Source organism: Mycobacterium simiae (genome assembly GCF_008370645.1).
Lineage (GTDB): Bacteria > Actinomycetota > Actinomycetes > Mycobacteriales > Mycobacteriaceae > Mycobacterium > Mycobacterium simiae_A.
The window spans coordinates 1-26,156 of sequence record NZ_VTZN01000017.1; the positions used below are offsets into that span (position 1 = coordinate 1).

The 26,156-nt window shown below is 65.7% G+C and carries 21 protein-coding genes and 2 pseudogenes; 9 read left to right on the forward strand and 14 right to left on the reverse strand.

Annotated elements, in window-relative coordinates; all coding sequences use genetic code 11:
* Nucleotides 1–52: 52 nt before the first annotated feature.
* Genes F0Q45_RS04795 through gatC form a run of 3 tightly spaced genes read right to left on the reverse strand, consistent with a single transcriptional unit; the run spans nt 53 to nt 2,904 of the window.
* Entirely contained in the window at nt 53–1,084 is a 1,032-nt protein-coding gene (locus tag F0Q45_RS04795; RefSeq protein ID WP_149652848.1) for an ATP-dependent 6-phosphofructokinase, read from the reverse strand.
* Nucleotides 1,085–1,126: 42 nt separating this feature from the next.
* Entirely contained in the window at nt 1,127–2,608 is a 1,482-nt protein-coding gene (gatA, locus tag F0Q45_RS04800; RefSeq protein ID WP_149652849.1) for an Asp-tRNA(Asn)/Glu-tRNA(Gln) amidotransferase subunit GatA, read from the reverse strand.
* Complete coding sequence (gatC, locus tag F0Q45_RS04805) at nt 2,605–2,904, reverse strand: Asp-tRNA(Asn)/Glu-tRNA(Gln) amidotransferase subunit GatC (RefSeq protein WP_149652850.1); 300 nt, start codon at nt 2,902–2,904, stop codon at nt 2,605–2,607. The genes gatA and gatC overlap by 4 nt, the downstream gene beginning before the upstream one ends.
* Before the next feature lie 107 nt (nt 2,905–3,011).
* Here gatC and F0Q45_RS04810 point away from each other — a divergent pair, with 107 nt between their 5' ends.
* The gene (locus tag F0Q45_RS04810; protein WP_149652851.1) at nt 3,012–3,668 is read left to right on the forward strand and encodes an amino acid-binding protein; all 657 of its coding nucleotides are present in this window, start codon (nt 3,012–3,014) and stop codon (nt 3,666–3,668) included.
* 76 nt (nt 3,669–3,744) lie between these two features.
* On the opposite strand, the gene F0Q45_RS04815 is transcribed toward F0Q45_RS04810, so the two are convergent.
* Both F0Q45_RS04815 and ligA read right to left on the reverse strand, forming a co-directional pair.
* Nucleotides 3,745–4,884 carry an LLM class flavin-dependent oxidoreductase gene (locus tag F0Q45_RS04815; protein WP_262490872.1) on the reverse strand — a complete coding sequence of 380 codons (1,140 nt, stop codon included), beginning with the start codon at nt 4,882–4,884 and terminating at the stop codon, nt 3,745–3,747.
* Between the two features lie 173 nt (nt 4,885–5,057).
* Nucleotides 5,058–7,145, reverse strand: a complete 2,088-nt coding sequence (gene ligA, locus F0Q45_RS04820) for an NAD-dependent DNA ligase LigA (protein WP_149652853.1) — start codon at nt 7,143–7,145, stop codon at nt 5,058–5,060.
* Between the two features lie 620 nt (nt 7,146–7,765).
* Between ligA and F0Q45_RS27520 the strand changes: the two are divergent.
* The 3 genes and pseudogenes from F0Q45_RS27520 to F0Q45_RS04835 form a co-directional block, all read left to right on the forward strand.
* Nucleotides 7,766–7,918, forward strand: a pseudogene (locus tag F0Q45_RS27520) (IS1380 family transposase); the annotation flags it as partial.
* A gap of 898 nt (nt 7,919–8,816) precedes the next feature.
* Nucleotides 8,817–9,410 carry a hypothetical protein gene (locus tag F0Q45_RS28590; protein WP_223163876.1) on the forward strand — a complete coding sequence of 198 codons (594 nt, stop codon included), beginning with the start codon at nt 8,817–8,819 and terminating at the stop codon, nt 9,408–9,410.
* Between the two features lie 9 nt (nt 9,411–9,419).
* Nucleotides 9,420–10,676 carry an MFS transporter gene (locus F0Q45_RS04835; RefSeq protein WP_149652854.1) on the forward strand — a complete coding sequence of 419 codons (1,257 nt, stop codon included), beginning with the start codon at nt 9,420–9,422 and terminating at the stop codon, nt 10,674–10,676.
* Nucleotides 10,677–11,704: 1,028 nt separating this feature from the next.
* Here the strand turns inward: F0Q45_RS04835 and F0Q45_RS04845 are convergent.
* A complete protein-coding gene (locus F0Q45_RS04845) occupies nt 11,705–12,718 on the reverse strand; it encodes a methionine synthase (RefSeq protein WP_149652855.1) in 1,014 nt (337 codons plus the stop codon).
* A 59-nt stretch (nt 12,719–12,777) separates the two neighbouring features.
* Here F0Q45_RS04845 and F0Q45_RS04850 point away from each other — a divergent pair, with 59 nt between their 5' ends.
* A complete protein-coding gene (locus F0Q45_RS04850) occupies nt 12,778–13,407 on the forward strand; it encodes a sensor domain-containing protein (RefSeq protein WP_149652856.1) in 630 nt (209 codons plus the stop codon).
* A gap of 530 nt (nt 13,408–13,937) precedes the next feature.
* Here F0Q45_RS04850 and F0Q45_RS04855 read toward each other — a convergent pair.
* From F0Q45_RS04855 to F0Q45_RS04870, 4 genes and pseudogenes are all read right to left on the reverse strand, one after another.
* Nucleotides 13,938–15,290: pseudogene (locus tag F0Q45_RS04855) on the reverse strand (PPE family protein); the annotation flags it as partial.
* On the reverse strand, nt 15,287–15,577 hold the full coding sequence (locus F0Q45_RS04860) for a PE family protein (protein WP_149652858.1): 291 nt from the start codon (nt 15,575–15,577) through the stop codon (nt 15,287–15,289). The pseudogene F0Q45_RS04855 and the gene F0Q45_RS04860, both read right to left, overlap by 4 nt.
* 377 nt (nt 15,578–15,954) lie before the next feature.
* Nucleotides 15,955–17,034: a tRNA 2-thiouridine(34) synthase MnmA gene (gene mnmA, locus F0Q45_RS04865; RefSeq protein WP_149652859.1), complete on the reverse strand. Its 1,080-nt coding sequence runs from the start codon at nt 17,032–17,034 to the stop codon at nt 15,955–15,957.
* Nucleotides 17,031–18,212, reverse strand: a complete 1,182-nt coding sequence (locus tag F0Q45_RS04870; RefSeq protein ID WP_149652860.1) for a cysteine desulfurase family protein — start codon at nt 18,210–18,212, stop codon at nt 17,031–17,033. The genes mnmA and F0Q45_RS04870 overlap by 4 nt, the downstream gene beginning before the upstream one ends.
* A 251-nt stretch (nt 18,213–18,463) precedes the next feature.
* Between F0Q45_RS04870 and F0Q45_RS04875 the strand changes: the two genes are divergently transcribed.
* On the forward strand, nt 18,464–19,306 hold the full coding sequence (locus F0Q45_RS04875) for an AraC family transcriptional regulator (RefSeq protein ID WP_149652889.1): 843 nt from the start codon (nt 18,464–18,466) through the stop codon (nt 19,304–19,306).
* Nucleotides 19,260–19,661: a VOC family protein gene (locus F0Q45_RS04880; protein WP_149652861.1), complete on the forward strand. Its 402-nt coding sequence runs from the start codon at nt 19,260–19,262 to the stop codon at nt 19,659–19,661. Before F0Q45_RS04875 ends, F0Q45_RS04880 begins: the two co-directional genes overlap by 47 nt.
* A 169-nt stretch (nt 19,662–19,830) precedes the next feature.
* Here the strand turns inward: F0Q45_RS04880 and F0Q45_RS04885 are convergent, their stop codons facing one another.
* The 4 genes from F0Q45_RS04885 to F0Q45_RS04900 all read right to left on the reverse strand — a co-directional run bounded on the left by F0Q45_RS04885 (nt 19,831) and on the right by F0Q45_RS04900 (nt 23,455).
* On the reverse strand, nt 19,831–20,670 hold the full coding sequence (locus F0Q45_RS04885; protein WP_149652862.1) for a lysophospholipid acyltransferase family protein: 840 nt from the start codon (nt 20,668–20,670) through the stop codon (nt 19,831–19,833).
* Nucleotides 20,670–21,518 (reverse strand): GNAT family N-acetyltransferase, encoded by an 849-nt coding sequence (locus F0Q45_RS04890; protein WP_149652863.1) that lies wholly within the window; start codon nt 21,516–21,518, stop codon nt 20,670–20,672. Before F0Q45_RS04890 ends, F0Q45_RS04885 begins: the two co-directional genes overlap by 1 nt.
* A 143-nt stretch (nt 21,519–21,661) precedes the next feature.
* The gene (locus F0Q45_RS04895; RefSeq protein WP_149652864.1) at nt 21,662–22,618 is read right to left on the reverse strand and encodes an electron transfer flavoprotein subunit alpha/FixB family protein; all 957 of its coding nucleotides are present in this window, start codon (nt 22,616–22,618) and stop codon (nt 21,662–21,664) included.
* 36 nt (nt 22,619–22,654) lie between these two features.
* Entirely contained in the window at nt 22,655–23,455 is an 801-nt protein-coding gene (locus tag F0Q45_RS04900; RefSeq protein ID WP_149652865.1) for an electron transfer flavoprotein subunit beta/FixA family protein, read from the reverse strand.
* A gap of 206 nt (nt 23,456–23,661) precedes the next feature.
* Here F0Q45_RS04900 and F0Q45_RS04905 point away from each other — a divergent pair, with 206 nt between their 5' ends.
* Nucleotides 23,662–24,492, forward strand: coding sequence for a class I SAM-dependent methyltransferase (locus tag F0Q45_RS04905; protein WP_149652866.1), 831 nt, complete (start codon nt 23,662–23,664; stop codon nt 24,490–24,492).
* Nucleotides 24,489–26,084 carry a 1,4-alpha-glucan branching protein domain-containing protein gene (locus F0Q45_RS04910; protein ID WP_149652867.1) on the forward strand — a complete coding sequence of 532 codons (1,596 nt, stop codon included), beginning with the start codon at nt 24,489–24,491 and terminating at the stop codon, nt 26,082–26,084. Before F0Q45_RS04905 ends, F0Q45_RS04910 begins: the two co-directional genes overlap by 4 nt.
* The last annotated feature ends 72 nt before the right edge of the window (nt 26,085–26,156 follow it).

A 26,156-nucleotide genomic window follows, 5' to 3' on the forward strand; every position in this document is an offset into this window, starting at 1 on the left:
CTCGATCCTAATAGCTGCGCTGGGCGAATCGAGCCGCCAGTGCAGACCACAGCTAGCCGAAGAACGCCGCGGCGTCGTCGTAGCGACTCTGCGGTACCAGCTTGAGCTGTCGGACCGCGTCCGCCAAGGCGACGCGGCCGATGTCCTGCCCGCGCAGCGACACCATCTGGCCGTACTCACCAGCATGGGCGGCGTCGGCGGCGTTGACACCGAACCGGGTGGCCAGCACCCGGTCGTAAGCCGTCGGAGTCCCGCCCCGCTGGACATGGCCCAGCACCGTCACCCGGACGTCTTTGTTGATCCGCTTTTCCACCTCGAAGCCAAGCTGGGCCGCCACTCCGGTGAAGCGTTCATGGCCGAACTCGTCAATCCCGCCCTCCCGCAACTGCATTGAGCCCGCGATGGGCTTGGCCCCCTCGGCCACTACGCAGATGAAGTGTGCATCGCCACGCTGGAAGCGCTGTTTGACCAGCCGGCACACTTCCTCGATGTCGAAGGGCTGTTCGGGGATCAGCGTCATGTGCGCACCGGAGGCCAGCCCGGCATTCAGCGCGATCCAGCCGGCGTGCCGGCCCATCACCTCCACCAGCATCACCCGCTGGTGTGATTCCGCGGTGCTGTGTAACCGGTCGATTGCATCGGTAGCTACCATCAGCGCCGTGTCGTGGCCGAATGTCACATCGGTGCAGTCGATGTCGTTGTCGATGGTTTTGGGCACACCGACCACAGGCACGTTCTCCTCCGACAGCCAATGCGCGGCCGTCAGGGTACCTTCGCCGCCGATCGGGATGAGCACGTCGATGCCGTTGTCATCCAGGGTTTGCTTGATCTGCTCTAGCCCGGCCCGCAGCTTGTCAGGGTGCACGCGGGCGGTGCCCAACATGGTTCCGCCCTTGGCCAGCAACCGGTCATTGCGGTCGTCGTTGCGCAGCTGCATGCGCCGGTTCTCCAGCAACCCGCGCCATCCGTCCTGGAATCCGACCACCGAAGAGCCGTACCGGGCATCGCAGGTACGTACTACCGCCCGGATGACGGCGTTGAGGCCCGGACAGTCGCCGCCCCCGGTGAGAAGTCCAATCCGCATGCTTTCATCTTGCACCGTGGGCCCGCCCGGTAGCGCGAGCCCCTAGATCGGCGAGGGCAGCGGGCCGCGGGCGGCCTCGTAGGCGGCGCCCACCCGGTAGAGCCGGTCATCGGCCAGAGCGGGCGCCATGATCTGCAGGCCCACCGGCAGCCCGTCGTCCGGCGACAGCCCTGATGGCACCGACATACCGCAATGGCCGGCCAGGTTCAGCGGCAGCGTGCACAGGTCGAACAGGTACATCGCCAGCGGATCGTCGACCTTCTCCCCTAGCGGAAATGCGGTGGTCGGAGTCGCTGGCGAGACCAGCACGTCGACCGATCGGTAGGCCTCGTCGAGGTCGCGAGCGATCAGCGTGCGCACCTTCTGGGCCTGGTTGTAGTAGGCGTCATAGTAACCGGCCGACAAGGCGTAGGTGCCGATCATGATGCGCCGCTTGACTTCTGGGCCAAAGCCGGCGGCCCGGGTCATAGCCATTACTTCCTCGGCGCTGTGGGTGCCGTCGTCGCCGACCCGCAGCCCGTAGCGCATCGCGTCGAAGCGAGCCAGGTTGCTCGACACCTCCGACGGCAGGATGAGGTAGTAGGCCGCTAGCGCGTGGTTGAAGTGCGGGCAGTCGACCTCGTTGACTTCGGCACCGAGAGCGGTCAGCTGCTCGACCGCAGCCTGAAAGGACGCCAGCACACCAGGCTGATAGCCCTCACCCCGTAACTGCTTGACCACCCCGATCCGCACCCCGCTTAAGTCACCCGTCGCCCCGGCCTTGGCGGCCCCGACCACATCGGGCACTGCGGCATCAACGGAGGTGGAGTCGCGCGGGTCGTGCCCAGCGATCACGTGGTGCAGCAGCGCGGTGTCCAGCACCGTCCGCGCACACGGGCCGCCCTGGTCCAGCGACGACGCGCAGGCCACTAGCCCGTAGCGGGACACGGTGCCGTAGGTGGGTTTGACGCCGACGGTTGCGGTCAGCGCAGCCGGCTGGCGGATCGAGCCTCCGGTGTCGGAGCCAACGGCCAGCGGCGCCTGGAAGGCGGCCAGTGCCGCCGCGCTGCCGCCACCAGAGCCGCCGGGCACTCGATCGAGGTTCCACGGGTTGCGGGTCGGGCCGTAGGCCGAGTTCTCCGTCGAGGAGCCCATCGCGAACTCGTCCATGTTGGTCTTGCCCAGGATCGGGATCCCCGCTGCGCGCAGCCGCACGGTCAGGGTGGCGTCATAAGGAGAGCGCCAGCCCTCGAGGATCTTGGAGCCGCAGGTGGTGGGCATGTCGATCGTGGTGAAGACGTCTTTGAGCGCCAGCGGCACTCCGGCCAGCGGCGACGGCAACTGTTCGCCGGCGGCCAGCGTCTTGTCGACGGCGGCTGCGGCGCTCAAAGCCTGGTCCCGGGCCACATGCAGGAAAGCGTGGTACCGGTCGTCGGTTGCCTCGATTTGGTCCAAGCAGGCCTGAGTGAGTTCGGTGGAGGACAGTTCCTTGGCGGCGATGCTGGCGGCCAGGGTGGCCGCGTCAGAGCGGATGAGTTCGGTCACTCGCTGTCCCCCAGGATTTGCGGCACGGCGAAGCGGCCGTCGACGGCCTCGGGTGCAGCGGCTAGCGCCTGCTCCTGGGTAAGGCACGACGCGGTCTCGTCTGCGCGCATGACGTTGACGTCCTTGAGGGGGTTGTCGGTGGCTTTGACGCCGGTGACGTCGACGGCCTGGATCTGGCTGACATGCGCGAGGATGGCGTCGAGTTGACCGGCGAAGTGATCGAGTTCATCCTCGGTCAACGCCAGCCGGGCCAGCCGGGACAGGTGAGCCACCTCATCGCGGGAGATCTGGGACACGAGCGAAAAGCTTAGCCGCGAGCGGGTAACTGGCTTCACCTCCGTGGGCTAGTAGTGCGGGCCCTGCCGAAATGCTATGCGCGCAGCGCTGTGCAACAGTGTTGGCCGTGCCGTCGTATCTGTTGCGCATCGAGCTGCTCGACCGCCCAGGCAGCCTGGGGGCGCTGGCGGTTGCGCTCGGCTCGGTGGGTGCCGACATCTTGTCGTTGGATGTCGTCGAGCGCAGTGGTGGCCATGCCATCGACGATCTGGTGGTCGAGCTGCCCCCGGGGGCGATGCCGGACACATTGATTACCGCCGCTGAGACACTTACTGGTGTGCGGGTGGATAGTGTGCGCCCACATAGCGGACTACTGGAAGCTCACCGCGAGTTAGAGCTTCTTGACCGTGTCGCGGCGGCTCGCGACGACACGTCCAAGCTGCAGGTGTTGGTCGCCGAGGCGCCCAAGGTGCTGCGGGTAAGTTGGTGCACGGTGTTGCGCAGCTCACAGGGGACGTTACGGCGGCTTGCGGGCAGCCCCGGCGCACCGGAAACCCGAGCCGATTCAGCGCCCTGGCTGCCTATTGAGCGGGCGACACCTCTGGATGGTGGCGCCGACTGGGTGCCGCAGGCTTGGCGCGACATGGACACCACTATGGTGGCCGCGCCGTTAGGCGACCCACACACGGCGGTGGTGCTGGGGCGGCCCGGCCCGGAATTCCGGCCCTCGGAGGTGGCCCGACTGGGCTATCTGGCCGGGATCGTGGCGACCATGCTGCGCTGAGCACGCCGCTGCGGCCGTGCACCCGACGACGCACACAGCAATACGAGGGCTGTGCGACGTCTACGCCACGCGAGGCTCAGGGTGCTCGCCGACTGGCAAGCAACCGGGCGATTCGCACGGTGGCCCACTGCTCGTAGAGAGCCGCACGCCGGGACACCAGACCGGACACGGGCGCGAGGACTACGTGGCGCATCCCTGCGTCGCCGAAGGCCCGTAGCTTGGCCACCACCTGCTGCGGAGTTCCCCACAGCAATGGCCCCTCGGTCATCACGGCATCCGGCACCGCGGCGATAGCGGCCTCGATCGCCTGGCGACTGTGGCGGTCGGGCACGAAGTCAACGAAGGTGTCAAAGTGGGCACCGAGCGGGTGCACGGCCCCGGCCTGCCGCCACAAGTCGGCGGGCGCCGCGAGCCCAAGCAACCGGATGGCCTTTGTGTCGAGCATCGCCCGCGCCTCGCGCTCGGACGCGCCGATCACCGCGAAGCGATGCAGCGCCGGGGTGATCGAGTCTGCGTGTCGCCCAGCCTCGGCGGCCGCCGCCCGCACCGCCGCCAGCTTGGCCGCATACTCCTCGGGCGAGACCACCGAGACCGGGTACCACCCGTCGCCGTAGCGTCCCGTGAGCCGTAGCATCCGCGGACCGTGCGCGGCGACCCAGATCTCCGGTACCCGGCCGCGCGGGGCCGCGAGGTCCATTGTCGCCCGATCGAGCCGAAAATGCTTGCCGGAGAACGTGATAGGACCACGTGTCGACAGGCACAACCGGATCACCTGCAGCGCCTCCTCCAGTCGGGTGACCGGCTGGGAAAAGTCGAGTCCGTACGGGTCGATATTCATGCGCTCGCCCGCGCCGATGCCCAAGATGGGGGCTCGCCTGGCGAGATGAGACAGCGTCAGCATCGCTTGGGCGATGAGCACGGGGTGACGCCGGATCGGCTCGGTCACCCCGACACCCAAGCGCAATCGCCCGGCCCGCGAAGCGAGGTAGCCCAGCAGAACCTGATAGTCAAAGATCTCGTGTGGGCTTGGGCTTTGCGCCGCCAGCCAGGTGAGGTCTTTGTCCCAGATGGCGCTGGGCAAACCGGTCTGAAAGTGGTCAATGACCATCACCGACTCCAGCCGCGTCACCCGCGCTGCAAGTAGTAACGCCCGGGCAGCGCTTACTGGCGGCTGCGTCCCGATCTGCAGGCCCACCGAAATTGCCGAGTTTCTCATGATCCTTCTCGACTCGGGTCACCGCTGGTGATGGTCAAGGGACACCGGCGTGTGCCGTTAGGAACGCTCGTGCCGATGATCACCGCGAGCCTAATGCAGCTACCCCTTGCGGCCAGCGAGACATCCTCGGCGGTCATAGCGCAATCTCGCAGCACCGACACTGCCGCGGCATGTCACTCCAGTGCGGCTTCAGAGTCGGGAGGGCCGTGCGCTAACAGCGTGCGAAATCCGTCCTCGTCGAGAATGGGCACGCCGAGTTCGACGGCCTTGTCGTATTTCGATCCTGGTGCGTCGCCGGCGACAACATAGGACGTCTTCTTCGACACCGAACCGGCAGCCTTGCCGCCGCGCGCGACAATGGCCTCCTTGGCCTCGTCACGCGAGAAACCAGTCAGCGAGCCGGTGACCACGACGGTCAGCCCGGCCAGTGTGCGCGGCACGCTCTGGTCGCGCTCGTCAGCCATCCGCACCCCGGCGGCGCGCCACTGGTCGACGATCTCGCGATGCCAGTCGACGGCAAACCATTCCGCTACTGCGGCGGCAATGGTTGGTCCCACGCCCTCGACCGCTGCCAGCTCCTCGGTGGACGCGGCGGCGATGGCGTCGAGGCTGCCGAATTCGGTGGCCAGTGCCCGGGCCGCTGTAGGCCCGACGTGCCGGATGGACAACGCCACCAGCACTCGCCACAGCGGCGCGTTCTTGGCCTTGCCAAGATTGGCCAGCAGCCGTTTGCCGTTGGCTGACACCTGGCCGGCCTTGGTGCGAAACAGCTCGGTACGCAACAGGTCGTCTTCGGTGAGGGTGAACAGGTCACCCTCGCTGGTGATCACGCCGGCCTGCAGCAGCGCGACGCCCGCCTCGTATCCCAGCGCCTCGATATCGAGGGCGCCTCGGCTGGCGACGTGAAAAACCCGCTCCCGCTGTTGCGCCGGGCAGCGCTGCGCGTTGGGACAGCGGATGTCGGCGTCGCCTTCCTTCTCCGGCGCCAGCGGGGTGCCGCACTCGGGACACGTTGTAGGCATGACGAATTCGCGTTCGGTCCCGTCACGCAAATCGACCACCGGCCCCAGTACCTCGGGGATCACGTCGCCGGCTTTGCGGATCACCACCGTGTCGCCGATCAGCACCCCTTTGCGTTGGACCTCCGCAGCGTTGTGCAACGTGGCCTGGCTTACCGTCGACCCGGCCACCTTCACCGGCGTCATGAACGCGAACGGCGTAACCCGCCCGGTGCGGCCCACGTTCACTCGAATCTCGAGCAGCTTGGTCTGCGCCTCCTCGGGCGGGTACTTGTAGGCGATCGCCCAGCGCGGGGCCCGCGACGTGGAACCGAGTCTGCGCTGCAGTGCCACCTCGTCGACTTTGACCACCACGCCGTCGATTTCGTGGTCCACCTCATGGCGATGCTGGCCCCAGTAGTCAATGCGCTCTTGCACGCCGGCCATATCGCTGACCAGCGTGGTGTGCTCGGAAACCGGCAATCCCCACGCTTGCAGCGCCAGGTACGCCTGGTGCAGGGTGGCCGGGCGGAAACCCTCAGTGTGGCCCAGCCCATGGCAGATCATCCGAAGCTTGCGCCGGGCCGTGACCGCTGGATCTTTTTGGCGCAGCGAGCCCGCCGCGCTGTTGCGGGGGTTGGCGAACGGCGCTTTGCCCTCCTCGACCAGGCTGGCGTTGAGTGCCTGAAAATCAGCGAGCCGGAAGAACACCTCGCCGCGGACTTCGAGCACCTCGGGCAGCGGGTAGCTGTCGCCGACAGTCAGCCGTTCCGGAACGTCGTCGATGGTGCGGGCATTGAGTGTGACATCTTCGCCGGTGCGGCCGTCCCCCCGGGTGGCGGCACGAGTCAGCCGGCCGGCCTGGTAAACCAGCGACAGTGCCACCCCGTCGATCTTGAGCTCACAAAGGTACTTGGCGGTGTCACCGACCTCGGCGTGCACCCGGGCGGCCCAGGCGGCGAGTTCTTCGCTGCTAAACGCGTTGTCCAGGCTGAGCATCCGCTCCAGGTGGTCGACCGGCTCGAACTCGGTGGCGAAACCGGCACCGCCGACCAGCTGCGTGGGCGAATCGGGCGTGCGCAGCTCGGGATACTGGGCTTCGAGCGCTTCCAGCCTGCGGACCAGCTGATCGAATTCCTCGTCGGTGATGATGGGCGCGTCGCGCACGTAGTAGCGAAATTGGTGTTCGCGCACTTGCTCGGCCAGTTCCTGCCACTGATGCAACACATCGGGCGGTGTGATGGCGGCGTCGGGTGAGCTCACTCTGGCAGGCTAGCTGAGCAGGCTGACGCGACCGCGATTGCCGTGACGGTGATATGGGGCTGCCCCAAGCCATCACCCGAAGCATCAATTCGATTGCAGCAGTGTTGTAACGGATCATCCCCGCTTCGCGGGAGCACTTCGACAATCCGGCTTGGCCGTTCCCACTCGACGGCATCATCCCCGCATTTGCGGAGAGCACGATTTCGCTACCGAGCCAACGAATTCCGAGCTGGCTAGTGTGGTCCTTGCAAGGCAAAGGCTGCTCCCAGCAGATGGGCTGATGAAAGCCGGAATTGGCGAGCAGAAAGTCCGACGTGGTCAATGTGACCGAGACTTTGATCCACTGGCATGGGGCCGTTCGCAAAGCCAGATCGCCTCAAGTTTGGGGCTGGATCGCAAGACGGTGAACAAGTATCTGGATCCCTCGTTTGCGGCCGGGCTGGAACCGGGTGGTCGGCTGTGGTCGCCGGAGCAATGGGCCGAGGGCCGGGGGCCGGGGCCGGGGCCGGGGCCGGGGCCCACAAACTTAAACCCGTGCCGACACCGATAAGAGCCCGGTGGTCACGTTCAGGCCTCGGACGCGCCGGGGCGGCACCCTTGCAGTGCAAGCAGGCAGCCCGACCTGGGCCAAACTCATCGGCTTCACCAGCATCCCGGAACTGGCCCGCGCCGAGATGAACACCTTTCGCTACCGGATCTGGCACACCGCCGCCCGCAGCACACACCCGTGCAGTCCGTCAACTCGGCTACGCATCGACGCCACCTGGCGATAACGGGCACGCAAAAGCGAGGTGAGCTTGCATCCGACCACGACAACATTCCTGCGGTGCACGTCTCCCAGCCAGCGCTTCTGCAAAGCCGCAATTCTCAAAGACGTTTCGCATGCGTCGGCGAAAGTACCGTCCGAGTTCTCAGCATGGGGAAGAGGGGCTCCGCCGTACGCACGCGGCTGGTGCTCGACTATTTCCTCCAACCGACGCCGGTCTATTCGCACGAGTGGTGTCGCATCGGCGAATTGGTCGTTACGATAGCGCTCAGCTTATGAATTGCCGCGAACATTCGAATAGGTCGCTTGTCTAAAACGGCAAAGATCTTTGCGTCAAGGACAAGTTCGCTGTTCCTTCGTGAGCAATCCTGGATCCGCTAATCGGAGGCAGAGCCGCCCCGATCGACCTGAAGAAAAATATGAAGGGTTGCACAATGAATGGTGACACAATCTCGACTCCGACTGGCACGGCTGCTGCTGAAAGCGGCCCGAATGCACCGATCGTGTCTAAGCAAATGCTGGCTCACGTGCGACGGACGGTGGTAGAGAGTGCGCAGGTCATGCGCGGGGTGGGCGCTTTGCGTATGCCCGACCCTGACGTCGTCCGCGCGGGACGTGTGGGTGGCCTCCCACTGGATAGCATTACCACAGATTTGTACCAAGGTTGCCTCAACCTGGCCCAAACGTGCTACGGAAGCTGCTTTGCGGCCCGAGCCGCATACCAAAATGGTTTCGACTTCGGGGTCCGCGTGGAGAACATAATCGACCGCGGGGTATTGCTCGCGGACCTCAGAAGTTTGTCCACAAGACAACTATTCCTTCGAAATGGCTGGAATAGCGACGCCTCGTGGAATTGGCCGAAAGCCCTCCAGCTGGCAGAAATTATCCGAGAGACAGGCCGGTTCGTGGTGTTCGTGACGAAGTGCTTTACGCCGATTCGACGCGAAGTAGCACATGGCCTGGTGGACGTAGGGGCCGAACTGCGCGTCTCCGTCAGCTCGTTCGACACGCCGAACCAGCTGCGGCAGAGGTTTGATGCGCTGCTCTCATATCGGGCCGCTGGGGGAATCGCCATACCGGTCGTCATGACCACAGCCTTCGCCGACCACGAGCTAAACGACCGGCAAGACTCGATCATGGACTGGATCATGCGGCACGACCTACCCGGGGCGGAGAACAGCCTGCGCATTCCGGCAGACCTGCCCGTCGCCGGGCTGTTGGACAAACGACACGTCCGACCGCTCGACGAAAGCGGGGACCTGTGGGCGGGCCGTTTATATGGTGACGCGCTCCCAGTGCCCACTACCTGCTCGCTCCCGGGCGATTACCCCGGTTTGACCGTCAGCCATTTGTCGGAAATCGACCGAGACTGGCTCGAGTCGTGGCGGTTCGACCCCGTCCGGACGCACGAGGAAGTTATGTCTGGCGTGAGGTTCGCCAAGCCCAAACAGGCCGGGGTGGCTATGAATTGGCGACGCCTGCATGGCACCGCCGGCTGAGGTGAACCAATGCTGCTGACATGGTCGGGTAAGCGCACGGCACTCGCGCTGGCGACGTTTGCCGCGTTGGCCGCTCATGCCCTGACGATCGCTCCGACGTTTCTCATCCCGACCTGGACGAACCACGGGATGGGGCTTGCGCAGGCGGGAGGGCTAGCAAGCGCTCCTGCTCTGGGCATGGTGTTCGCCTTGGTTCCCTGGGGTTGGGTCATCGACAGGTGTGGAGAACGGATCCCATGCGTCTTCGGGTTCATCGTGGCAGCGTCTGCCTACGCCGTCGCTTCTTCTGTAGCCGAGTACCGCCAATTGTGGCTTTTCTTGTGCCTCGGGGGCGCTGGCGCAGCATCAGTGAACACCGCGACCGGGCGACTGGTCGCAGGCTATTTCCCTTCCTCCCAACGCGGAAAGGCCATGGGCATCCGTCAAACAGCTCAACCTCTGGGCAACGCGCTAGCGGCGGTGCTGTTACCCATGCTGGCCGAATCGGTCGGGGCAGGGCGGGCACTGCTCGCGCCCGCGTTCATATGCGGCTGCGTTGGCGGTCTGTGTCTGCTGTTACTCCGAGACCCGGTGCACCAGCTCCCCGAACAACGCACCGTACCGCTAATGAACCCGTACAGGGACGGTTCCAAGTACCTTCTGCGCATACATCTGTCGGGCATGCTGCTCACAGTCCCCCAAGCGATCGTCTGGACATTCATGTTCGCCTGGTTACGTTCGGATCAGGGCTGGAAAACGGTGAACGCCGGTCTTTTGGTGGCAGCGGCTCAGTTGTTGAGCGCTCTGGGTCGAATGGTGGTGGGACATTGGTCAGATAAGACCGGATCTAGAACAATCCCCATCCGGCAGATGGCGGTGTCGGTCGCGGTGTGCTTGATCATCTTGGCCACCGCTGACACAGTAGGTCTCAAGCTTGCCGTCCCCTGCATCGTGGCGCTGGCCATCCTGAGTGTTGCAGACAACGGGCTGACGGTAACCGCGGTTGTGGAATACGCAGGAACGGGCTATAGCGGACGAGCGCTTGGAGTGCAAAGCATGGGGCACCTCCTGGTAGGTTCGCTCGCTGGCCCCCTGTTCGGCGCAGTGATCGCAGCAGCGGGATATCCGACCCTGTTCGGGGCCGCAGCACTCGCGCCGATTGCGGCTATCTTCGCAATTCCCAGCCTCCCCGCGAACCGGCCAGGGGGGATTAAGCGTGCGATCGTTCGGAGGCAGCTCCCACAGCAAGAGTCCGTCCGCGACGCGGCGGGTAGGGGCCGAACCTAGTGAGACGAGCGGGGCGGGTTTGAGAGGCGCTGCTGTAGCAGCGGCCGGCGGGTCAGCACTCTCGGAACCGGGCCCCCGTTCGGAGGCCTACTGACAGACCGTGCGCTCTCCGGTTCGCCGGTGGCCGGACTGCTGATGGATGTGGTGCCCGCTTCGGCGTGAGCACTTGTTCATTAGGTCGCAGGGGCCCCGTGCACCAGGACTCCCGACATAGCTCAGTAATTGGTGTGCAGTCGAGGGTGGGATTTGACGCTGTAGTGCAGGGTGAGCCTGGTGGCGGGGTGGACGGTGTTGGTGGAGTTGAGGGCTTAGCAGAGTTCGGCGATGGCGGTGGTCTGTCGTGGTGTGGGAGTGCGTGAATATGGACGGTGATCCGCCGGCCCGAAGGCTGCACCGCCCGAGCACAGATTTGGCCGGACTCGGTCCACGAAATTATCGGATACCCGCTGTCCTCGACTACGTCTACGCCAGCAGCAGAAATCCGAGAACCCTCACTTTCCGAACCGCCACGTCGATAGGCGTTCAACAGATCGCGTCGACGTTCGGGTGGCAAGGTCGCCGACAATGCGAGAACGGGGACCCGGTAGGTGCCCAGCCACGTGAGAACCTTGGTCAAGTAGGCATTCATGAACACGTCGTAGGCGTGAACTTCGTCCACTATGACGACCTTGCCGGTTAACGCCAAGTGCCGAAGCATCAAATGACGTGACTTGAGCCCGGCGAAAAGCAGTTGATCGATCGTCCCGACGACGAAGTTGGCAAGTTGCGACTTCTTCCGGCCGGATAGCCACGCGTGCGCCACGACAGCGTGCTGAGCGGCGTGCCCAACGGATCGGCAATGCTCGTCACTTCCGATCTGCGTCAATCGGCCGCCGATAATGCCTCGGAAGAGCCGGTTGAATCGCGCCTTACCGTGGCTAAGCGTGATCGACCCCACCGACACGCCGCCTCAACTTCGAACGACCGCTTTCGCCAGGCCTGATGAAGCTGAATTTCCGAACAAGTGCCTCGGCGAGGCCCTTGCGCCCTCAGCTAGCGTCCGGATCCTCCGCTAACGCCTCGGCGACCTTATGGGCAAGCCCGATCGCGGCGCGCGCCCATTGCGGGGTCGCCCCCGCCAGACCGCACGCCGGGGACACCCCGACCCGGTCCCGCAGCACCGAGCGACCGAATCCGAGGCGATCGGTCACCGCGATCACGGCGGCAGCCACCTCTTCGGCGGCTGGCCACCGCTGCGGCGCGGTGACGGGGACAACGCCCAGCACGACGGCGCGTCCGGGCTCGACGAAGGCCGCGATGCCGTCCAGATCCGCAGCGTGCAGCGTGCCGGCATCTACCGATACCGCGGCAATACCGCTGCGCTGCAACAGTCCCCATGGCAGCTCGGACGCGCAGCTATGCAACATGACCTCAGCGCCGGCAGCCTCGACGCAGGTGTCGAGCAAGGCGCCGGCCACCGCTTCGTCGAGCGGGGCAACCGGGCTCAGTGCAGTGACGCCGCTCAACCGTCCACCTAGAGCCGCCGGCAATGACGGCTCGTCGAACTGCACCACCACCGGGGTGTCGAGGCGGCGGGCCAATGCGGCCCGGTGCGCAGCTACGCCTTCGGCCAGCGACGCCGCGAGGTCGCGCACCGCGCCCGGGTCGGTGACCGCCCGGTGGCCATTGGCAAGTTCCAAGCCGGCGGCCAACGTGACCGGTCCGGGAGCCTGAATCTTGACCACCCGTCCGCAGCCCCGAAGACCCGCCGTCTCCCACGCCTCTTCCAGGGCGTCCATATCCTCGTTGAGCATGCTGACGGCTCGTCGGGTCACCGCTCCCGGGCGGGCGACAATACGGTAGCCGCGCGGCACGGTGTCGACGGCCAAGTCGATCAACAGCGCCCCGGCCCGCCCCAGCATGTCGGCGCCCACTCCCCGGGCGGGCAGCTCGACAAGGTGTGCCACCGCATCCGCCAGCTCACCGACCACCACCTCGGCGGCCGGCCGCGCTTCGGTGCCGGGCCAGGACCCGATGCCGGTGGCCGTCCCGAAAATAGTCACCGGCCAACCGTATTCGAGGGCTGTTTACCGGCATGCCGCACGGGTAGGTTGCAAGACAGATGGGCAGACTAATCCCCCCGCTGATGTTGTGGTGCGCGATGGTGCTGACGGCGGCGTGCACCCGCGTGGTAGGCGGCGAAGCGCTGCCTGCCTACGGCGCATACCCGCTGGATGTACTCAACGTCGATGCGCTGCTGCTGGATCAATCGCGGATGCGGGCGATCACCGGCGCCGGTGACGACTTGACGATTGTGCCGTCGATGGACGGCAAACACCCGGTGGACGTTGACGCACTCGCTGACACCGTGCCCCGAGTGTGCCGGTTCGTCTATTCCGAGACGATGACCTTCGGGCCCGACGTCGCGGCGTTTCACAAGATCACCTTTCAGGATCCACCCGACAGCGGCCTGATCTCCGAGGGCGCCGCGGTGTATCGGGACTCCGAAGCTGCTCGGCGTGCCTTTGACGCTTTGACGGCCACCGTAGCAAGTTGCGCGGGCAGTTCGAGCGGCTGGCTGTTCGTCGGCACGTGGAACGCCGAGGCTGACTCGCTGCACATCCGACCCGGCGACTGCGGCCGCGACTACCGGGTCATCTCGGTGGCACTGCTGGAAGTCACCTATTGTGGTTTTCCCGAGTCAGTCTCCGACATTGTGATGACGAACATGGCCGCCAACGTGCCGGGCTAGGTCCGCCGCGGCCGTTCGGGCCTCTCACGCCCGGTTCATAGCGGCGGCCTCAAAGATCAATACCCGCTGGATACTGCCCACGCCAAGTCTCAGCGACGCCGCAGGCGCCTACGTGGCCGCTGATGCCGCCGCTGCGTCGAGTCGAGCTACGCCACGTTCCAGTTCGTCGGCCACTGATTCTGAAAGACGAGCTATCGAGAGATCCCACTGAGCGCGGCTGACTAGCCGAGCATCTCCCAAGCGGAGATGCGGAGTTCGCTCGGGAGGGCTGCACCGAGTGGCGGCATCTCAGCGAGGAGCTGGCCGCAGCCGAGGTGCGGGTGACCCAGGCAGGTCGTGAGCGCCCGCCACCAGTGCCGAGCCGTCGGCGGGGCGCGAGCTGGGCCATATCGACGAGTTAACTACCGAGATGGAGCCGCTGCGAACATGATTGGTGACCTTCGCCTGACAACGGATGTCCATTTGGGTTTCCAGTTACGCTCGCTCGCTAACCGACCGCGTCAACCAATATGCAGTGCCCAGGTAGCAGGTAGCATCGGCACCCGCGCACTCCCAACGAATTCACGACCGCGCAACGCCGTCAACCCGCAAGGTTGCGCGACCGACGCGCTACCGCTAGTCCCGGCAAATCCCGACGGGCCGCCACCTCGATCGGATGCCACCATCGAACCGGACGAATCAAACGGACTCGGCGCCACAGCTGGCGAGCCGGGTGCCATCGGCGATATCGACTGGGCGGGCAAAACCCCCGTAGGCTCACCCAATCCAGCTGCCACAGTACTTGGCCCAGAAGGCGTTGCATCCGACGGCACGGCCGCTGCACCAAGCTCTTGGTCTACATCCAACTCATCGCTACTCGACTGGTCGCTAACGTCCGCGCCGTTAGCCAGGGGCAGCGCGATACTAAGCGGTAATGCAATCGGCAACGCGATCGCAGCGCCGATCACGCTCACTGCGGCGATGGACTCCACGATCGAATCAATGTTCGACGTCAGCAGAGTCCAAATAGCGTAAAGCAATTCGCCTACTACGTAAATCAATTCGCCTACTATCTCGGCCAAAGCTGCAAGCACCTCGGCGAAAAACACAAGCGCGTCTAATACCACCTCCAACACCATCGCGCCCAAGGCCACCAACGCCTCGGCCAGCAGCATCCCTAACATGTACAGCACCTCCAGCACCACCATGACCAGGGCGGCCAGAGCCTCGGCTAGCAGAATGGCAGCTACATAGACCACGTCCCACAGCAATTTGAGAAGTTCCCAGATCCATCCCCAGATGCCGCCGAGCACCGCACCGCCCTGCGCTGTGGTGGTAGTTAGGCTGCCGGCCTCACCAACTCCGGGTTTAATCAGTACCGGCGCCGGGAGGGTGCGTGGTGTCGAGACCAACGCCGCACCTGCTATCGCCTCATAGGCACTCATCGTGCTAGCAGCCTGGACCCACATCCGCGCATAGTCGGCCTCATTTATCGCGATCGGGATCGCGTTGATCCCAAAGAAATTCGTCGCCAGCAAGGCTCCGTGCATGAGGTGGTTAGCGGCCAACTCCGGCAACGTCGGCATCGCTGCCAGCGCACTGAGATACGCCGCCGCCACGGTCTCATGCTCGGTGGCCGTTGCCGCGCTGTCGGCGCCGGCTTGGGCCAACCAAGCGACATACGGTATGTGCGCCGCAATATAGGATTCGGCGCTGGGGCCTTGCCAGGCTTCGCCGTGTACAGCTGCGAGTGTCGAAGTGAGTTCCTCTGCTGCCGAGGCGTATTCGCTACTGATCGATGTCCAGGCCGCAGCTGCCGCCAGCGCGGGACCAGGGCCGGGGCCGGCGCTGAGCATCGCCGAATGGAGCTCCGGTGGCGAGGCAAGCCAGACTGGTGCAGTCATGCCAAACCGCCCGGATTCACAAACGCTGACGCGGCCGCAGCGTCACCGGCGGCATAACTTTCACCGGACTCAACGACACCGACTCCCAGACGGCAAAGCCCTTCAGCACCTTGGGCCGTTACCGCGGTGTGCTGGTCGCCTCGTGCGCTGAACCCGACCACCTCCGGTGGGACCACCGCTGAAATCAGCTGCGCTGCAACACCATGCGCGGCCGCGAACCGAGTAGGCAGCGCCTCCGCAGCCACACTTGCCGCTGCCGAACCTTCCGAAACCACTCGCAGCGTCACTACCAATACTCCTTTTTGATCGCGTCCGAGCCAGGAATAACCGACCGCATACAGTCCGGAATAAAATCGCACAGATCTTAATTATTGGCAACTATTGCAAATAGCTACGGTTACGTAGGTTAAGGTTTCGGTTTCGTAGGTTTCCAGCATTATCTAGGCGTTTGTCTGCCCGGCGCGTCGCGGCAGCAGCGCAACCTGGCTTCCGGTGAAAATCACTGTAAGCAGCAATATTTCGGGCTCCGCCGCACTGGGGCAGCTACCCAGGAGTTGTCGGCGAGCCTATTGGCGGCCTTGGACGTCCACCGACCGATCATCCCGGCCACGGCCGCTGTTTAGCACAATGTAACCCTAAGCCAACCCTCGGGCTGGCGGCGCGTTTAGGATGTCCCGGTGCCGGCGATGGTGGCACTGCCGAGCACCTCGTCACCGACGGGATCCGGGCGGTACAAGACAATCGTCTGGCCGCACGCCACCCCCCGCAACGGGGCGTGCAACCGCACCAACAGTTCGTCGCCGACCAATTCAACTGTCGCGCTGGTTATTTCGCCGTGCGCGCGCACCTGCACCGCGCATTCGATGCGACCTGACGGGGCGGTCCCGGTGGTGAACACAGGCGCTCGCCCTGTCAATGCGAATACGGCGAGATCGGCTGCGCCACCGACACGAACCGTCGCCGTCTTGGCATCGATCGCGGTGACATACCGCGGGCGGCCATCGGGGCCGGGCCCGGGAATGCCGAGACCTTTGCGCTGACCGATGGTGAACTCATGCACACCGTCATGGGTGGCCAGCACGGCGCCGTTGGCATCGACGACGGTTCCCCGCCGAACGCCAATGCGCGCACCGAGAAACGCCTGAGTGTTTCCCGACGGAATGAAGCAGATGTCGTGGCTGTCGGGTTTGTCGGCAACTGCCAAGCCGCGACGCGCGGCCTCCGCCCTGATCTGCGGCTTGGCAGTGTCGCCGATCGGGAACATCGCATGCCGCAGCTGCTCGGCGGTGAGCACTGCCAGCACATAGGACTGGTCCTTGTCCCGGTCCACGGCACGGCGCAGCCGCCCGTTGGCCAGCCGCGCATAGTGGCCGGTGGCCACCACGTCGAAGCCTAACGCCAGCGCTCTGGCCGACAGCGCCGAGAACTTAATCCGCTGATTGCACCGCACACATGGGTTGGGCGTTTCTCCGCGAGCATAGGACGACACGAAGTCGTCGATCACGTCTTGCTTGAACTTCTCGGCGAAATCCCACACATAGAATGGGATTCCGAGCACATCGGCGACCCGGCGCGCATCCGAGGCATCTTCCTTGGAGCAACAACCCCGGGAACCCGTGCGCAGCGTTGCGGGTACCGACGACAGCGCCAAATGCACACCGACCACCTCATGTCCGGCATCGACCATCCGGGCGGCCGCAACCGAAGAGTCGACGCCGCCGCTCATCGCAGCGAGCACTCTCACCAGGAGGCTCCCGCGGCCGCCAGGGCGGCCCCCCGGGCTCGGGCCACCGCGCCGGGCAGTACCCGCAACGCCGCGTCGACGTCCGCGTCGACACTGTTGTGCCCCAAGGAAAGACGCAGCGAGCCCCGAGCGCTGGCGGGGTCAGCGCCCATCGCGATCAACACGTGCGACGGCTGCGCCACACCCGCGGTGCAAGCCGACCCGGTCGAACACTCAATTCCGTTGGCATCTAAGAGCATCAACAGCGCATCACCTTCACAGCCGCGGAAGGTGAAGTGTGCGTTGCCCGGAAGTCGCTGCGGATCACGCGCACCGTTGAGCCGCACGTCGTCGATGCCGGCGAGCACACCCGCAACGAGGCGGTCCCGCAGCAACCGCAGCCGCGCGCTGTTGGCCTCCAGTCCGTCTACCGCGATCTGCGCCGCCGTCGCCATTCCCCCCACACCGGCGACGTCGGGCGTCCCCGAGCGAATATCGCGCTCCTGGCCACCGCCGTGCAACAGCGGCACACAACTAACATCGCGTCGCAGCAGCAATGCGCCCACCCCGGGCGGGCCGCCGAACTTGTGCGCCGTCACACTCATTGCCGCCAACTTGCTGGCGGCGAAGTCGACCGGCAACTGTCCCACTGCCTGGATTGCGTCACTGTGCATCGGGACGCCGCACTCGGCGGAGACAGCGGCTAACTCCGCAGTGGGCATGATGGTGCCGACCTCGTTGTTGGCCCACATCACCGACACCAGCGCGACATCGTCGTGGCTCTGCAACACCTCGCGCAGCGCAGTTGCCGACACCGAGCCATCGGGCGCAGTAGGCAGCCACGTCACTTCGGCGCCTTCGTGCTCGACGAGCCAGGCCACCGCGTCGAGCACGGCGTGGTGTTCCACCTGGGAGGTGACGATGCGCCGACGGCTCGGCTCAGCATCCCGGCGCGCCCAGAAGATTCCCTTGACGGCAAGGTTGTCGCTCTCGGTGCCGCCCGCGGTGAAGATCACCTCTGAGGGGCGTGCGCCCAGTTTGTCTGCGATCCGCTCTCGGGACTCCTCGATCCGACGGCGTGCGATACGCCCGGTGGCGTGTAGCGAGGAGGCGTTGCCGACGGTGCCCAGTACAGCCGTCATCGCCTCGATGGCGGCGGGATGCATCGGGGTGGTGGCAGCGTGATCCAGGTAGACCATGACCCGCCCCACGATACCGGCCCGGCCAGCGACAATTCCGGTCGGAACGACCTGACGACGAGCGGGGAAACTCTGGGCCAGCCTAGCGGCTACCCGTCTCGCAAGCCGACCGCTATCGGTAACCGGCTGATCAGCGGTTGGCCTGCCATCCCGGCCACGCCGCGCTAGCGTTGCTTTTGATGGCTGCGGACATGCAAGGCGGCTGGGAATTCGTGGTGGCACCGCCGCGCAGCGCGCCCGGTGTCACATCGATGGTGGGCTACCGCGCGCTGGATGTGCCTGAAGCGGCGCATCGCGGCATGCCCTCGGCGATGTTGACGTTCATCGTCAGCCTCGACGACGGAGTGGAAGCCGCAGACACCGCCGACGCGCTGGCACAGGCACAACCCAACCCCTTGGTCCTCGCCGGCCTGCACATGCGGGCAAGCCACGTGCGGCAACGGCGGGGCCAGGCGGGAGTGCAGCTGGCGGTACACCCGTTGGCCTCACGTGCGCTGTTCGGCGTGCCCAGCGCCGAGTTGCCCGTCACGGACTTCGACGCCCTCGACGTGCTCGGTCGGCACGCACGCGACCTCCCCGAGCGGGTGGCAGCAGCACGCCGGTGGCCCGAGGCGTTCGCGACGGTCGCCGGTCACCTGGTGGATGCCCAGCGGCGGCGCGACGATGCGACAGTGCGGCCCGAGATCGCCCACGCCTGGCACCTCCTGGAGCGCACCCAGGGTCGAATCCCGATGAGCACGTTGGCAACTCGTGTCGGCATCAGCGCAAGGCAACTGACCACACTGTTTCACCGGGAGTTCGGCAGATCGCCCAAGACAGTGTCAATGCTGATGCGCTTCCAGCACGCGACGACGAGAATCGCTGCAGCGGCACGCCAGCACGGGCGGGTCGACCTGGCCGCGATCGCGGCCAACACCGGCTATTGCGACCAGGCGCACCTGACGCGCGAGTTCGGTCGGTTCGCCGGTGTGCCACCGCGGGCCTGGCTGGCCGCAGAGTTCCGAAACATACAAGACGGCGGGCACTCCTTCGGCGCACAGTGGGACCATGACAACTTCGAATCCGACCGTCTGGTTGACACTGCAGGCTCATGACGCTCCCAAACTCATCGACTTCTACGTCAACACGTTTGGCTTCCTCGTCGCGGCCCGATACGGCGAGGGCGACAAGGTCGATCACGCCCAACTGAATTGGCCCGAAGGCAGCGGCGGCATCATGCTGGGCAGCCACCGACCCGACGCGGACTGGTCGCGTGAACCGGGAACCGCCGGTGGTTACGTCGTCACGAGCGACCCGGCCGGCCTGTACCAGCGGGTCCGCTCACATCAGGCCGACATCGTGCGTCCGCTAGCCAAGACCGACTACGGCGCCGACGAATTCGCCGTCCGCGATCCCGAAGGCAACTTGTGGTCATTCGGCGACTATGCCGGCGAACCGCTGCCGGGGTGACCACCGAACCGCGGGCAAGTGAGCGCAGTAGCGGTTTGTCTAGCTGACATGAGCAACGGTTTCGTCGTTCGATGAGCGCCTCCGTTGGCTGGGATGCGCCGCCTGACTGATTTCAACGGGGTCGTGGCGCAGCAGCGCCGGCTCGGTGCCGGCCCGCCGCGAAGCTCGGCTAAGCCACCAGTACATGCCGCTGAGACTGGTGGCCCGCGTGCTGGGCGCGGACTGCGGATTGGCAGCGTCTGGCCAAGGCCCGGCGATCGGTGCCCGGCAGTTGCAGGGATCCGACCTGTACCCATGTCACCGTCCGGCGCGTGGCGAGCACCCGAAGAAACGACCGCACCAGAGTGTCCTCGCCGACGTAAGCCGGAGTGGTCGATACGCGGCCGTCGGCGTGACGATACGTCAACCGCAGTGGCTGCACCGGCCGGCCGGCATCAATCGCCGCCTGAAACATCGCCGGGTAGAAACTCCCAGCCGCCAGCCCACACCAGGTGGTGCCCTCCGGGAAAGCCACCACCGTCTGGCCGGCGCTCAGCCGCCGGGCGACGGCGTCTACCACGACGGGCAGCCGGCGCAGGCTGGCCCGCTCAATCGGGATGATTTTCAATAGGCGAGCCACCATCCCGATTACCGGTCCGGTGAACATATCCGCACGGGCAACGAACGATCCCGGTAACACCGCGCCGACGGCGAAAACGTCCAGCCACGACATGTGGTTGCTGACCACAAGAACACCACGCAGATTACGAATCGGATTGCCGGACAGGACAATTCGGACACCGATACAATGCAGCACCAACCGGCAATAAGCGCGTTGCAGGCGTGTCCGCCCTGGCAGCGGCACGCCGAGTAGCGGTAGGCCCGGCGCCAGCAACAGTGCCAGTGTGAGTCGCAGACCCACCCGCAACGCCACCAGCAGCGGCCGAGTAGCAGCCCTGTTGCCCACATCCACACAACTGACATCACACGATGCGCGGGGCAGCCACGGGTGCCCGACGGAACCGTTCATCACGGCGCTCCGACGGCCATCGCTGCGCTCAGCTCGGCGGCCGCCGCTACTGACCGCAACCGCTTCAGGTAGCGACCATCGGCGCGGCGCTTATCCAGCAGCACACAGAAATCACCCGCCCCGAAGTCCGGGTCGTGAGCGGGCTCGCCGCAGGCCTGGGCGCCCAGCCGCAGGTAGCCCCGCATCAGCGGCGGGATAGCCGACCGCCGCGGCGGGGCGATCTCGTCTAGGCCCTTGCCGTTGATGCGCACCGGCCGGTAGGGGTGAACCCGGTGCTGCGCCGCGTGACGTTTCAGCACGAAGTCGCGCACACCGCGGACCTGGCTGCCCGGAGGCTGTCCGTCACCATCGATCGGTACCGACACACAGCCGGTCACGTAGTCGTAGTCGCAGCGGTCCAGGTAGGCAAGGATCCCTGCCCACATCAGCAGCACTACGCCACCATTACGGTGACCATCGCGCACCACGGCGCGGCCCATCTCCACCAACGACGCCCGCAGCGAGTCGAATTCGCGCAGGTCGAATTCCGTGGCGGTGTATAAACCCCCTGCGGCGATGGCGCCGGCGGGGGGCAACATCCGGTAGCACCCCACCAGTTCACCGGTGTCGTCGTCGCGGACCAGCAGGTGGTCGCAGTACTCGTCGAACCGATCGACATCGCGGCCGTCACGTGCTAGGGGCAACGTGAAGCCGGTCGTGGTGCTGAAGACGTCGTAGCGAAGGCGCTGAGCGGCCTCGATCAGCGTGGCATCGGTGGACAACAGCAAGGAATAGCGCGGAGCAGAAGCTGCCCCGGTCGTTGGGCTAACCGGTTTTTCGCTGGTAATCAGAACAGAAGCGATGCTCATGCCAACAAGGTGACGTAATCGGTCGGCCACTTGGCATCGCTGCTGTGTCGCGTCGGTGCACGTCAGGTGACAAGATGTGGCGCGCGCTAAGCGACGGCCGCGCAGGTTGACCTGCGGGGCCGTGCACACTGATCAGCAGAAAATCAGCCCTTGCGAGCCTTGATGCCGTCGGTCAGCTGCGGAGCGACCTTGAACAAGTCGCCGACAACGCCATAATCGGCGATCTCGAAGATCGGCGCCTCTTCGTCCTTGTTGACCGCGACAATCGTTTTCGACGTCTGCATACCGGCGCGGTGCTGGATTGCGCCGGAGATCCCCAGCGCGATGTAGAGCTGGGGTGACACCGTCTTGCCGGTCTGCCCCACCTGGAACTGGCCCGGGTAGTAGCCGGAATCCACGGCGGCACGCGAAGCGCCGACGGCGGCGCCCAGCGAGTCGGCCAGTGCCTCGACCACGCTGAAATTCTCAGCACTGCCGACTCCGCGACCACCGGATACCACCACGGTGGCCTCGGTCAGCTCCGGGCGGTCGCCGGCCGCCGCGGGCTCACGCGCGGTGATCTTGGTGGCGTTTTCGGCGGGGGCGGACACCTCGACACTGACCTGCTCACCCGCGCCCTCGGCCGGCTGGGCCTCGATAGCCCCAGCGCGTACCGAGATCACCGGGGCATCGCCGTTGACCTTGGCCTCGACCGTGAACGCGCCACCAAAGATGGAATGCACGCCCACCGCACCTGCTCTGACCTCGACCACGTCAACGAGCAGGCCAGATCCGATCCGGGCGGCCAGCCGGCCGGCGATCTCCTTGCCGTCGGCGGTGGCGGCCACCAGCACGGCGGCCGGGGTGGAGGACTCGGCCAGCCCCGCCAGCACGTCGACATACGGAGTGATCAGGTACTTGTCGACCACGTCGGACTCGGCGACGTAAATCTTGGCGGCACCGGCCCCCTTCAGTCCGTCGATCAAGGGCGCGGCGGTGCCCGGGCCACCGACCACGACAGCCGCCGGCTCGCCCAGCGCCCGGGCGGCGGTGATCAATTCCGCGCTGACCTTCTTCAGCGCACCTTCAGCGTGCTCGACGAGCACCAGTACTTCAGCCATGGGGTTTTGTCGCTCTCGTCTCTGATTCGCGCTCGTTTAAATGATCTTTTGGGCAACCAGGTACTGCACGATCTGGTTACCGCCGTCGCCCTCGTCGGTGACCTTTTCACCGGCGGTCTTAGCCGGCTTGGGTGTTGAGGCCACCACCGTCGACCCGGCATTGGCCAGCCCCACTTCGTCAGTCTCCACGCCGATCTCGGCCAGGGTCAGCACGGTGACCTCTTTCTTCTTGGCAGCCATGATGCCCTTGAAAGACGGAAACCGCGGCTCGTTGATCTTTTCGTTGACGCTGACCACCGCCGGCAAGGTGGCCTCCAGGGTGAACAGGCCCTCGTCGGTCTCCCGCTCGCCGGTAACTTTGCCGGCCTCGACCGACAGTTTGCGCACGTGGGTGAGCTGCGGTAGCCCCAGGTACTCGGCGATGATGGCCGGCACCGCCCCACCGGCCCCGTCGGTGGATTCGTTGCCGGCGATCACCAGCTCAGTGCCCTCAATGGTGCCCAGCGCACGCGCCAGCGCCCAGGCCGTCTGCACGATGCACGAGCCGTGCATCGCGTCGTCCTTGAGATGAACCGCCTTGTCAGCACCCATCGACAGGGCCTTGCGAATCGCCTCGGTGGCCCGCTCGGGGCCGGCGGTCAACACGGTGACCGATCCCTCGGTGCCCGCTGTGGCCTCACGCTCGCGGATCTGCAGCGCCTCTTCCACGGCACGCTCGTTGATCTCGTCCAGCACCGCGTCGGCGGCCTCGCGGTCCAGCGTGAAATCGCCGTCGGTCAGTTTGCGCTCCGACCAGGTGTCTGGGACCTGCTTGATCAGGACCACGATGTTCGTCATGAGTCTGGTTCGTCCTCCTCGAAGGCGTCTCGCAGCGGTCGACTGCAAGACCTTGGCCACGCGTTATGCGACCACACTGGCATGTTACTAGCAGGTAACTTGGTGCGATCTGCCCTCACACCATAGCGGGTCGTAGTGCAGGTTCATTCGCCTGTGCCCGGTACCCGGTTCGCGAATCCGACGGTTCGGGTTAGCCTGCCTTAGCAATGAGCGCATTCGTACCCGACGGTCTCCACCCCGTCCACGCCGACCACCCGGGGACGGGTAATGCCGCGGTCCCAGCGGTGTTGACCCTGACCGGTGAGCGCACCATTCCCGATCTGGACATCGAGAATTACTGGTTTCGCCGCCACGAAGTCGTCTACCAGCGACTGGCAGCGCGCTGCGCGGGCCGCGACGTGCTGGAAGCCGGCTGCGGTGAAGGTTACGGCGCCGACCTGATCGCCGGCGTGGCCCGCCGGGTGGTCGCGGTCGACTACGACCAGACCGCGGTGGCACATGTACGCAGCCGCTACCCCCGGGTTGACGTGCTGCGGGCAAACCTGGCTGAGCTGCCGCTGCCCGACGCGTCGATGGACGTCGTGGTCAACTTCCAGGTCATCGAACATCTGTGGGACCAGGCTCAGTTCCTTCGCGAGTGTGCTCGGGTGTTGCGCCCGTCGGGCTTGATCATGGTGTCCACCCCGAACCGCATCACCTTCTCCCCCGGCCGCGACACCCCGATCAACCCGTTTCACACTCGCGAGCTCAACGCCGACGAGCTCACCCAACTGCTAGTCGACGCGGGGTTCGCTGAGGTGGCCAGCTACGGGTTGTTCCATGGGCAGCGGCTACATGAGATGGACCAGCGCCATGGCGGCTCGATCATCGACGCCCAGATCGCGCGGGCGGTAGCCGACGCACCGTGGCCACCAGAGCTGGCGGCCGACGTCGCGGCCGTGACTACCGCCGACTTCGACATCGTCGAGGCGGGCCTCGACCCGGCGCGCGACATCGACGAAAGCCTTGATCTGATCGCAATCGCGGTGCGGCCGTGAGCAATTGGGACAACACCGCTTCCGCACGTCGCGTGCCCGGCTTGTTCACTTTGGTGCTGCACACCCACCTGCCCTGGCTGGCCCACCACGGCCGGTGGCCGGTCGGCGAGGAGTGGCTGTATCAATCCTGGTCGGCGGCCTACCTGCCGTTGTTCCGGGTGCTGCGAACCCTGGCCAAGGAAGATCGCCGGGGACTCATCACGTTGGGCATGACCCCGGTCGTCAACGCCCAGCTCGACGACCCATATTGCCTGGACGGAATGCATCACTGGCTGGCCAACTGGCGCCTGCGCGCCGCGGAGGCCGCCAGCGTGCGGTCCGCTGGCCGGTCGAAATCCGCGCATTACCAATCCTGCACGCCGGAGGCATTGCGGGCATACGGGATTCGTGAGTGCGCCGAAGCCGATCAGGCGCTCGACGACTTCGCCACCCTATGGCGCCATGGCGGCAGTCCACTGCTGCGCGACCTGATCGACGCCGGCACGGTGGAGCTACTCGGCGGCCCCTTAGCCCACCCGTTCCAACCACTGCTGAATCCGCGGCTGCGCGAGTTCGCGCTGCGCGAGGGCCTGGCCGACGCCTGGCTGCGGATGGCGCAGCTCCCGACCGGTATCTGGGCGCCCGAATGCGCCTACGCCCCGGGCCTGGAGCACGACTATGCCGCCGCGGGGGTCAGCCACTTCATGGTCGACGGCCCGTCGCTGCACGGCGACACCGCGCTGGGCCGGCCGGTCGGCGACACCGACGTGGTCGCGTTTGGGCGTGACCTGCAGGTCAGCTACCGAGTGTGGTCGCCGAAATCGGGCTATCCCGGCAACGCCGCGTATCGCGATTTTCACACCTATGACCACCTCACCGGCCTCAAGCCGGCGAGGGTCACCGGCCGCAATGTGTCGTCGGAGGCCAAGGCGCCCTACGAACCCGAGCGCGCTGACCGCGCGGTCGACGTCCACGTCGCCGACTTCGTCGACGTGGTACGCACTCGGCTGATCGCCGAGTCCGAGCGCATCGCGCGACCAGCCCATGTGATCGCCGCCTTCGACACCGAGTTGTTTGGCCACTGGTGGTACGAAGGGCCGACGTGGCTGGCCCGGGTGCTGCGAGCCTTGCCGGCCGCCGGGGTTCGGGTGGGCACCTTGCGCGAGGCGCTGACAGCCGGTTTCGTCGGCGCTCCGGTCGAATTGCCGCCCAGCTCTTGGGGTTCGGGCAAGGACTGGCAGGTGTGGAACGGCCCGAAGGTGGCCGACCTGGTCCAGCTCAACGCTGAGGTGGTCGACGCCGCTTTGAGCACGGTCGATAAGGCGCTGGCCCAGACGGCTTCCCTGGACGGACCCACCCCACGCGATCAGGTCGCCGACCAAATCCTGCGCGAGACGCTGCTCACCGTGTCCAGCGATTGGCCATTCATGGTCAGTAAGGACTCCGCCGCCGACTACGCCCGGTATCGCGCCCATCTGCACGCTCATGCCACCAGGGAAATCGCTGGGGCGTTGGCGTCAGGGCGGCGCGATCAGGCGCAGCGGCTGGCCGACGGATGGAATCGCGCCGACGGCCTGTTCGGCGCCCTGGATGCCCGTAGGCTGCCGCGGTGAACGTCTCATTGCCCCGCGGGCGCGCGTGTCTGTACAACGACACGCCGCTTCACGCGGCGTTATGGGAACGCT

What these genes read in the sequence shown, in the direction of transcription:
- F0Q45_RS04870 (WP_149652860.1), bottom strand. Translation starts at nt 18,212, where the DNA reads ATGGTCTACCTGGATCACGCTGCCACCACCCCGATGCATCCCGCCGCC.
- F0Q45_RS04880 (WP_149652861.1), top strand. Translation starts at nt 19,260, where the DNA reads ATGACAACTTCGAATCCGACCGTCTGGTTGACACTGCAGGCTCATGAC.
- F0Q45_RS04835 (WP_149652854.1), top strand. Translation starts at nt 9,420, where the DNA reads ATGCTGCTGACATGGTCGGGTAAGCGCACGGCACTCGCGCTGGCGACG.
- F0Q45_RS04850 (WP_149652856.1), top strand. Translation starts at nt 12,778, where the DNA reads ATGGGCAGACTAATCCCCCCGCTGATGTTGTGGTGCGCGATGGTGCTG.
- F0Q45_RS04900 (WP_149652865.1), bottom strand. Translation starts at nt 23,455, where the DNA reads ATGACGAACATCGTGGTCCTGATCAAGCAGGTCCCAGACACCTGGTCG.
- F0Q45_RS04895 (WP_149652864.1), bottom strand. Translation starts at nt 22,618, where the DNA reads ATGGCTGAAGTACTGGTGCTCGTCGAGCACGCTGAAGGTGCGCTGAAG.
- F0Q45_RS04905 (WP_149652866.1), top strand. Translation starts at nt 23,662, where the DNA reads ATGAGCGCATTCGTACCCGACGGTCTCCACCCCGTCCACGCCGACCAC.
- F0Q45_RS04875 (WP_149652889.1), top strand. Translation starts at nt 18,464, where the DNA reads ATGGTGGGCTACCGCGCGCTGGATGTGCCTGAAGCGGCGCATCGCGGC.
- F0Q45_RS04815 (WP_262490872.1), bottom strand. Translation starts at nt 4,884, where the DNA reads ATGAGAAACTCGGCAATTTCGGTGGGCCTGCAGATCGGGACGCAGCCG.
- F0Q45_RS04890 (WP_149652863.1), bottom strand. Translation starts at nt 21,518, where the DNA reads ATGAGCATCGCTTCTGTTCTGATTACCAGCGAAAAACCGGTTAGCCCA.
- F0Q45_RS04885 (WP_149652862.1), bottom strand. Translation starts at nt 20,670, where the DNA reads ATGAACGGTTCCGTCGGGCACCCGTGGCTGCCCCGCGCATCGTGTGAT.
- F0Q45_RS04795 (WP_149652848.1), bottom strand. Translation starts at nt 1,084, where the DNA reads ATGCGGATTGGACTTCTCACCGGGGGCGGCGACTGTCCGGGCCTCAAC.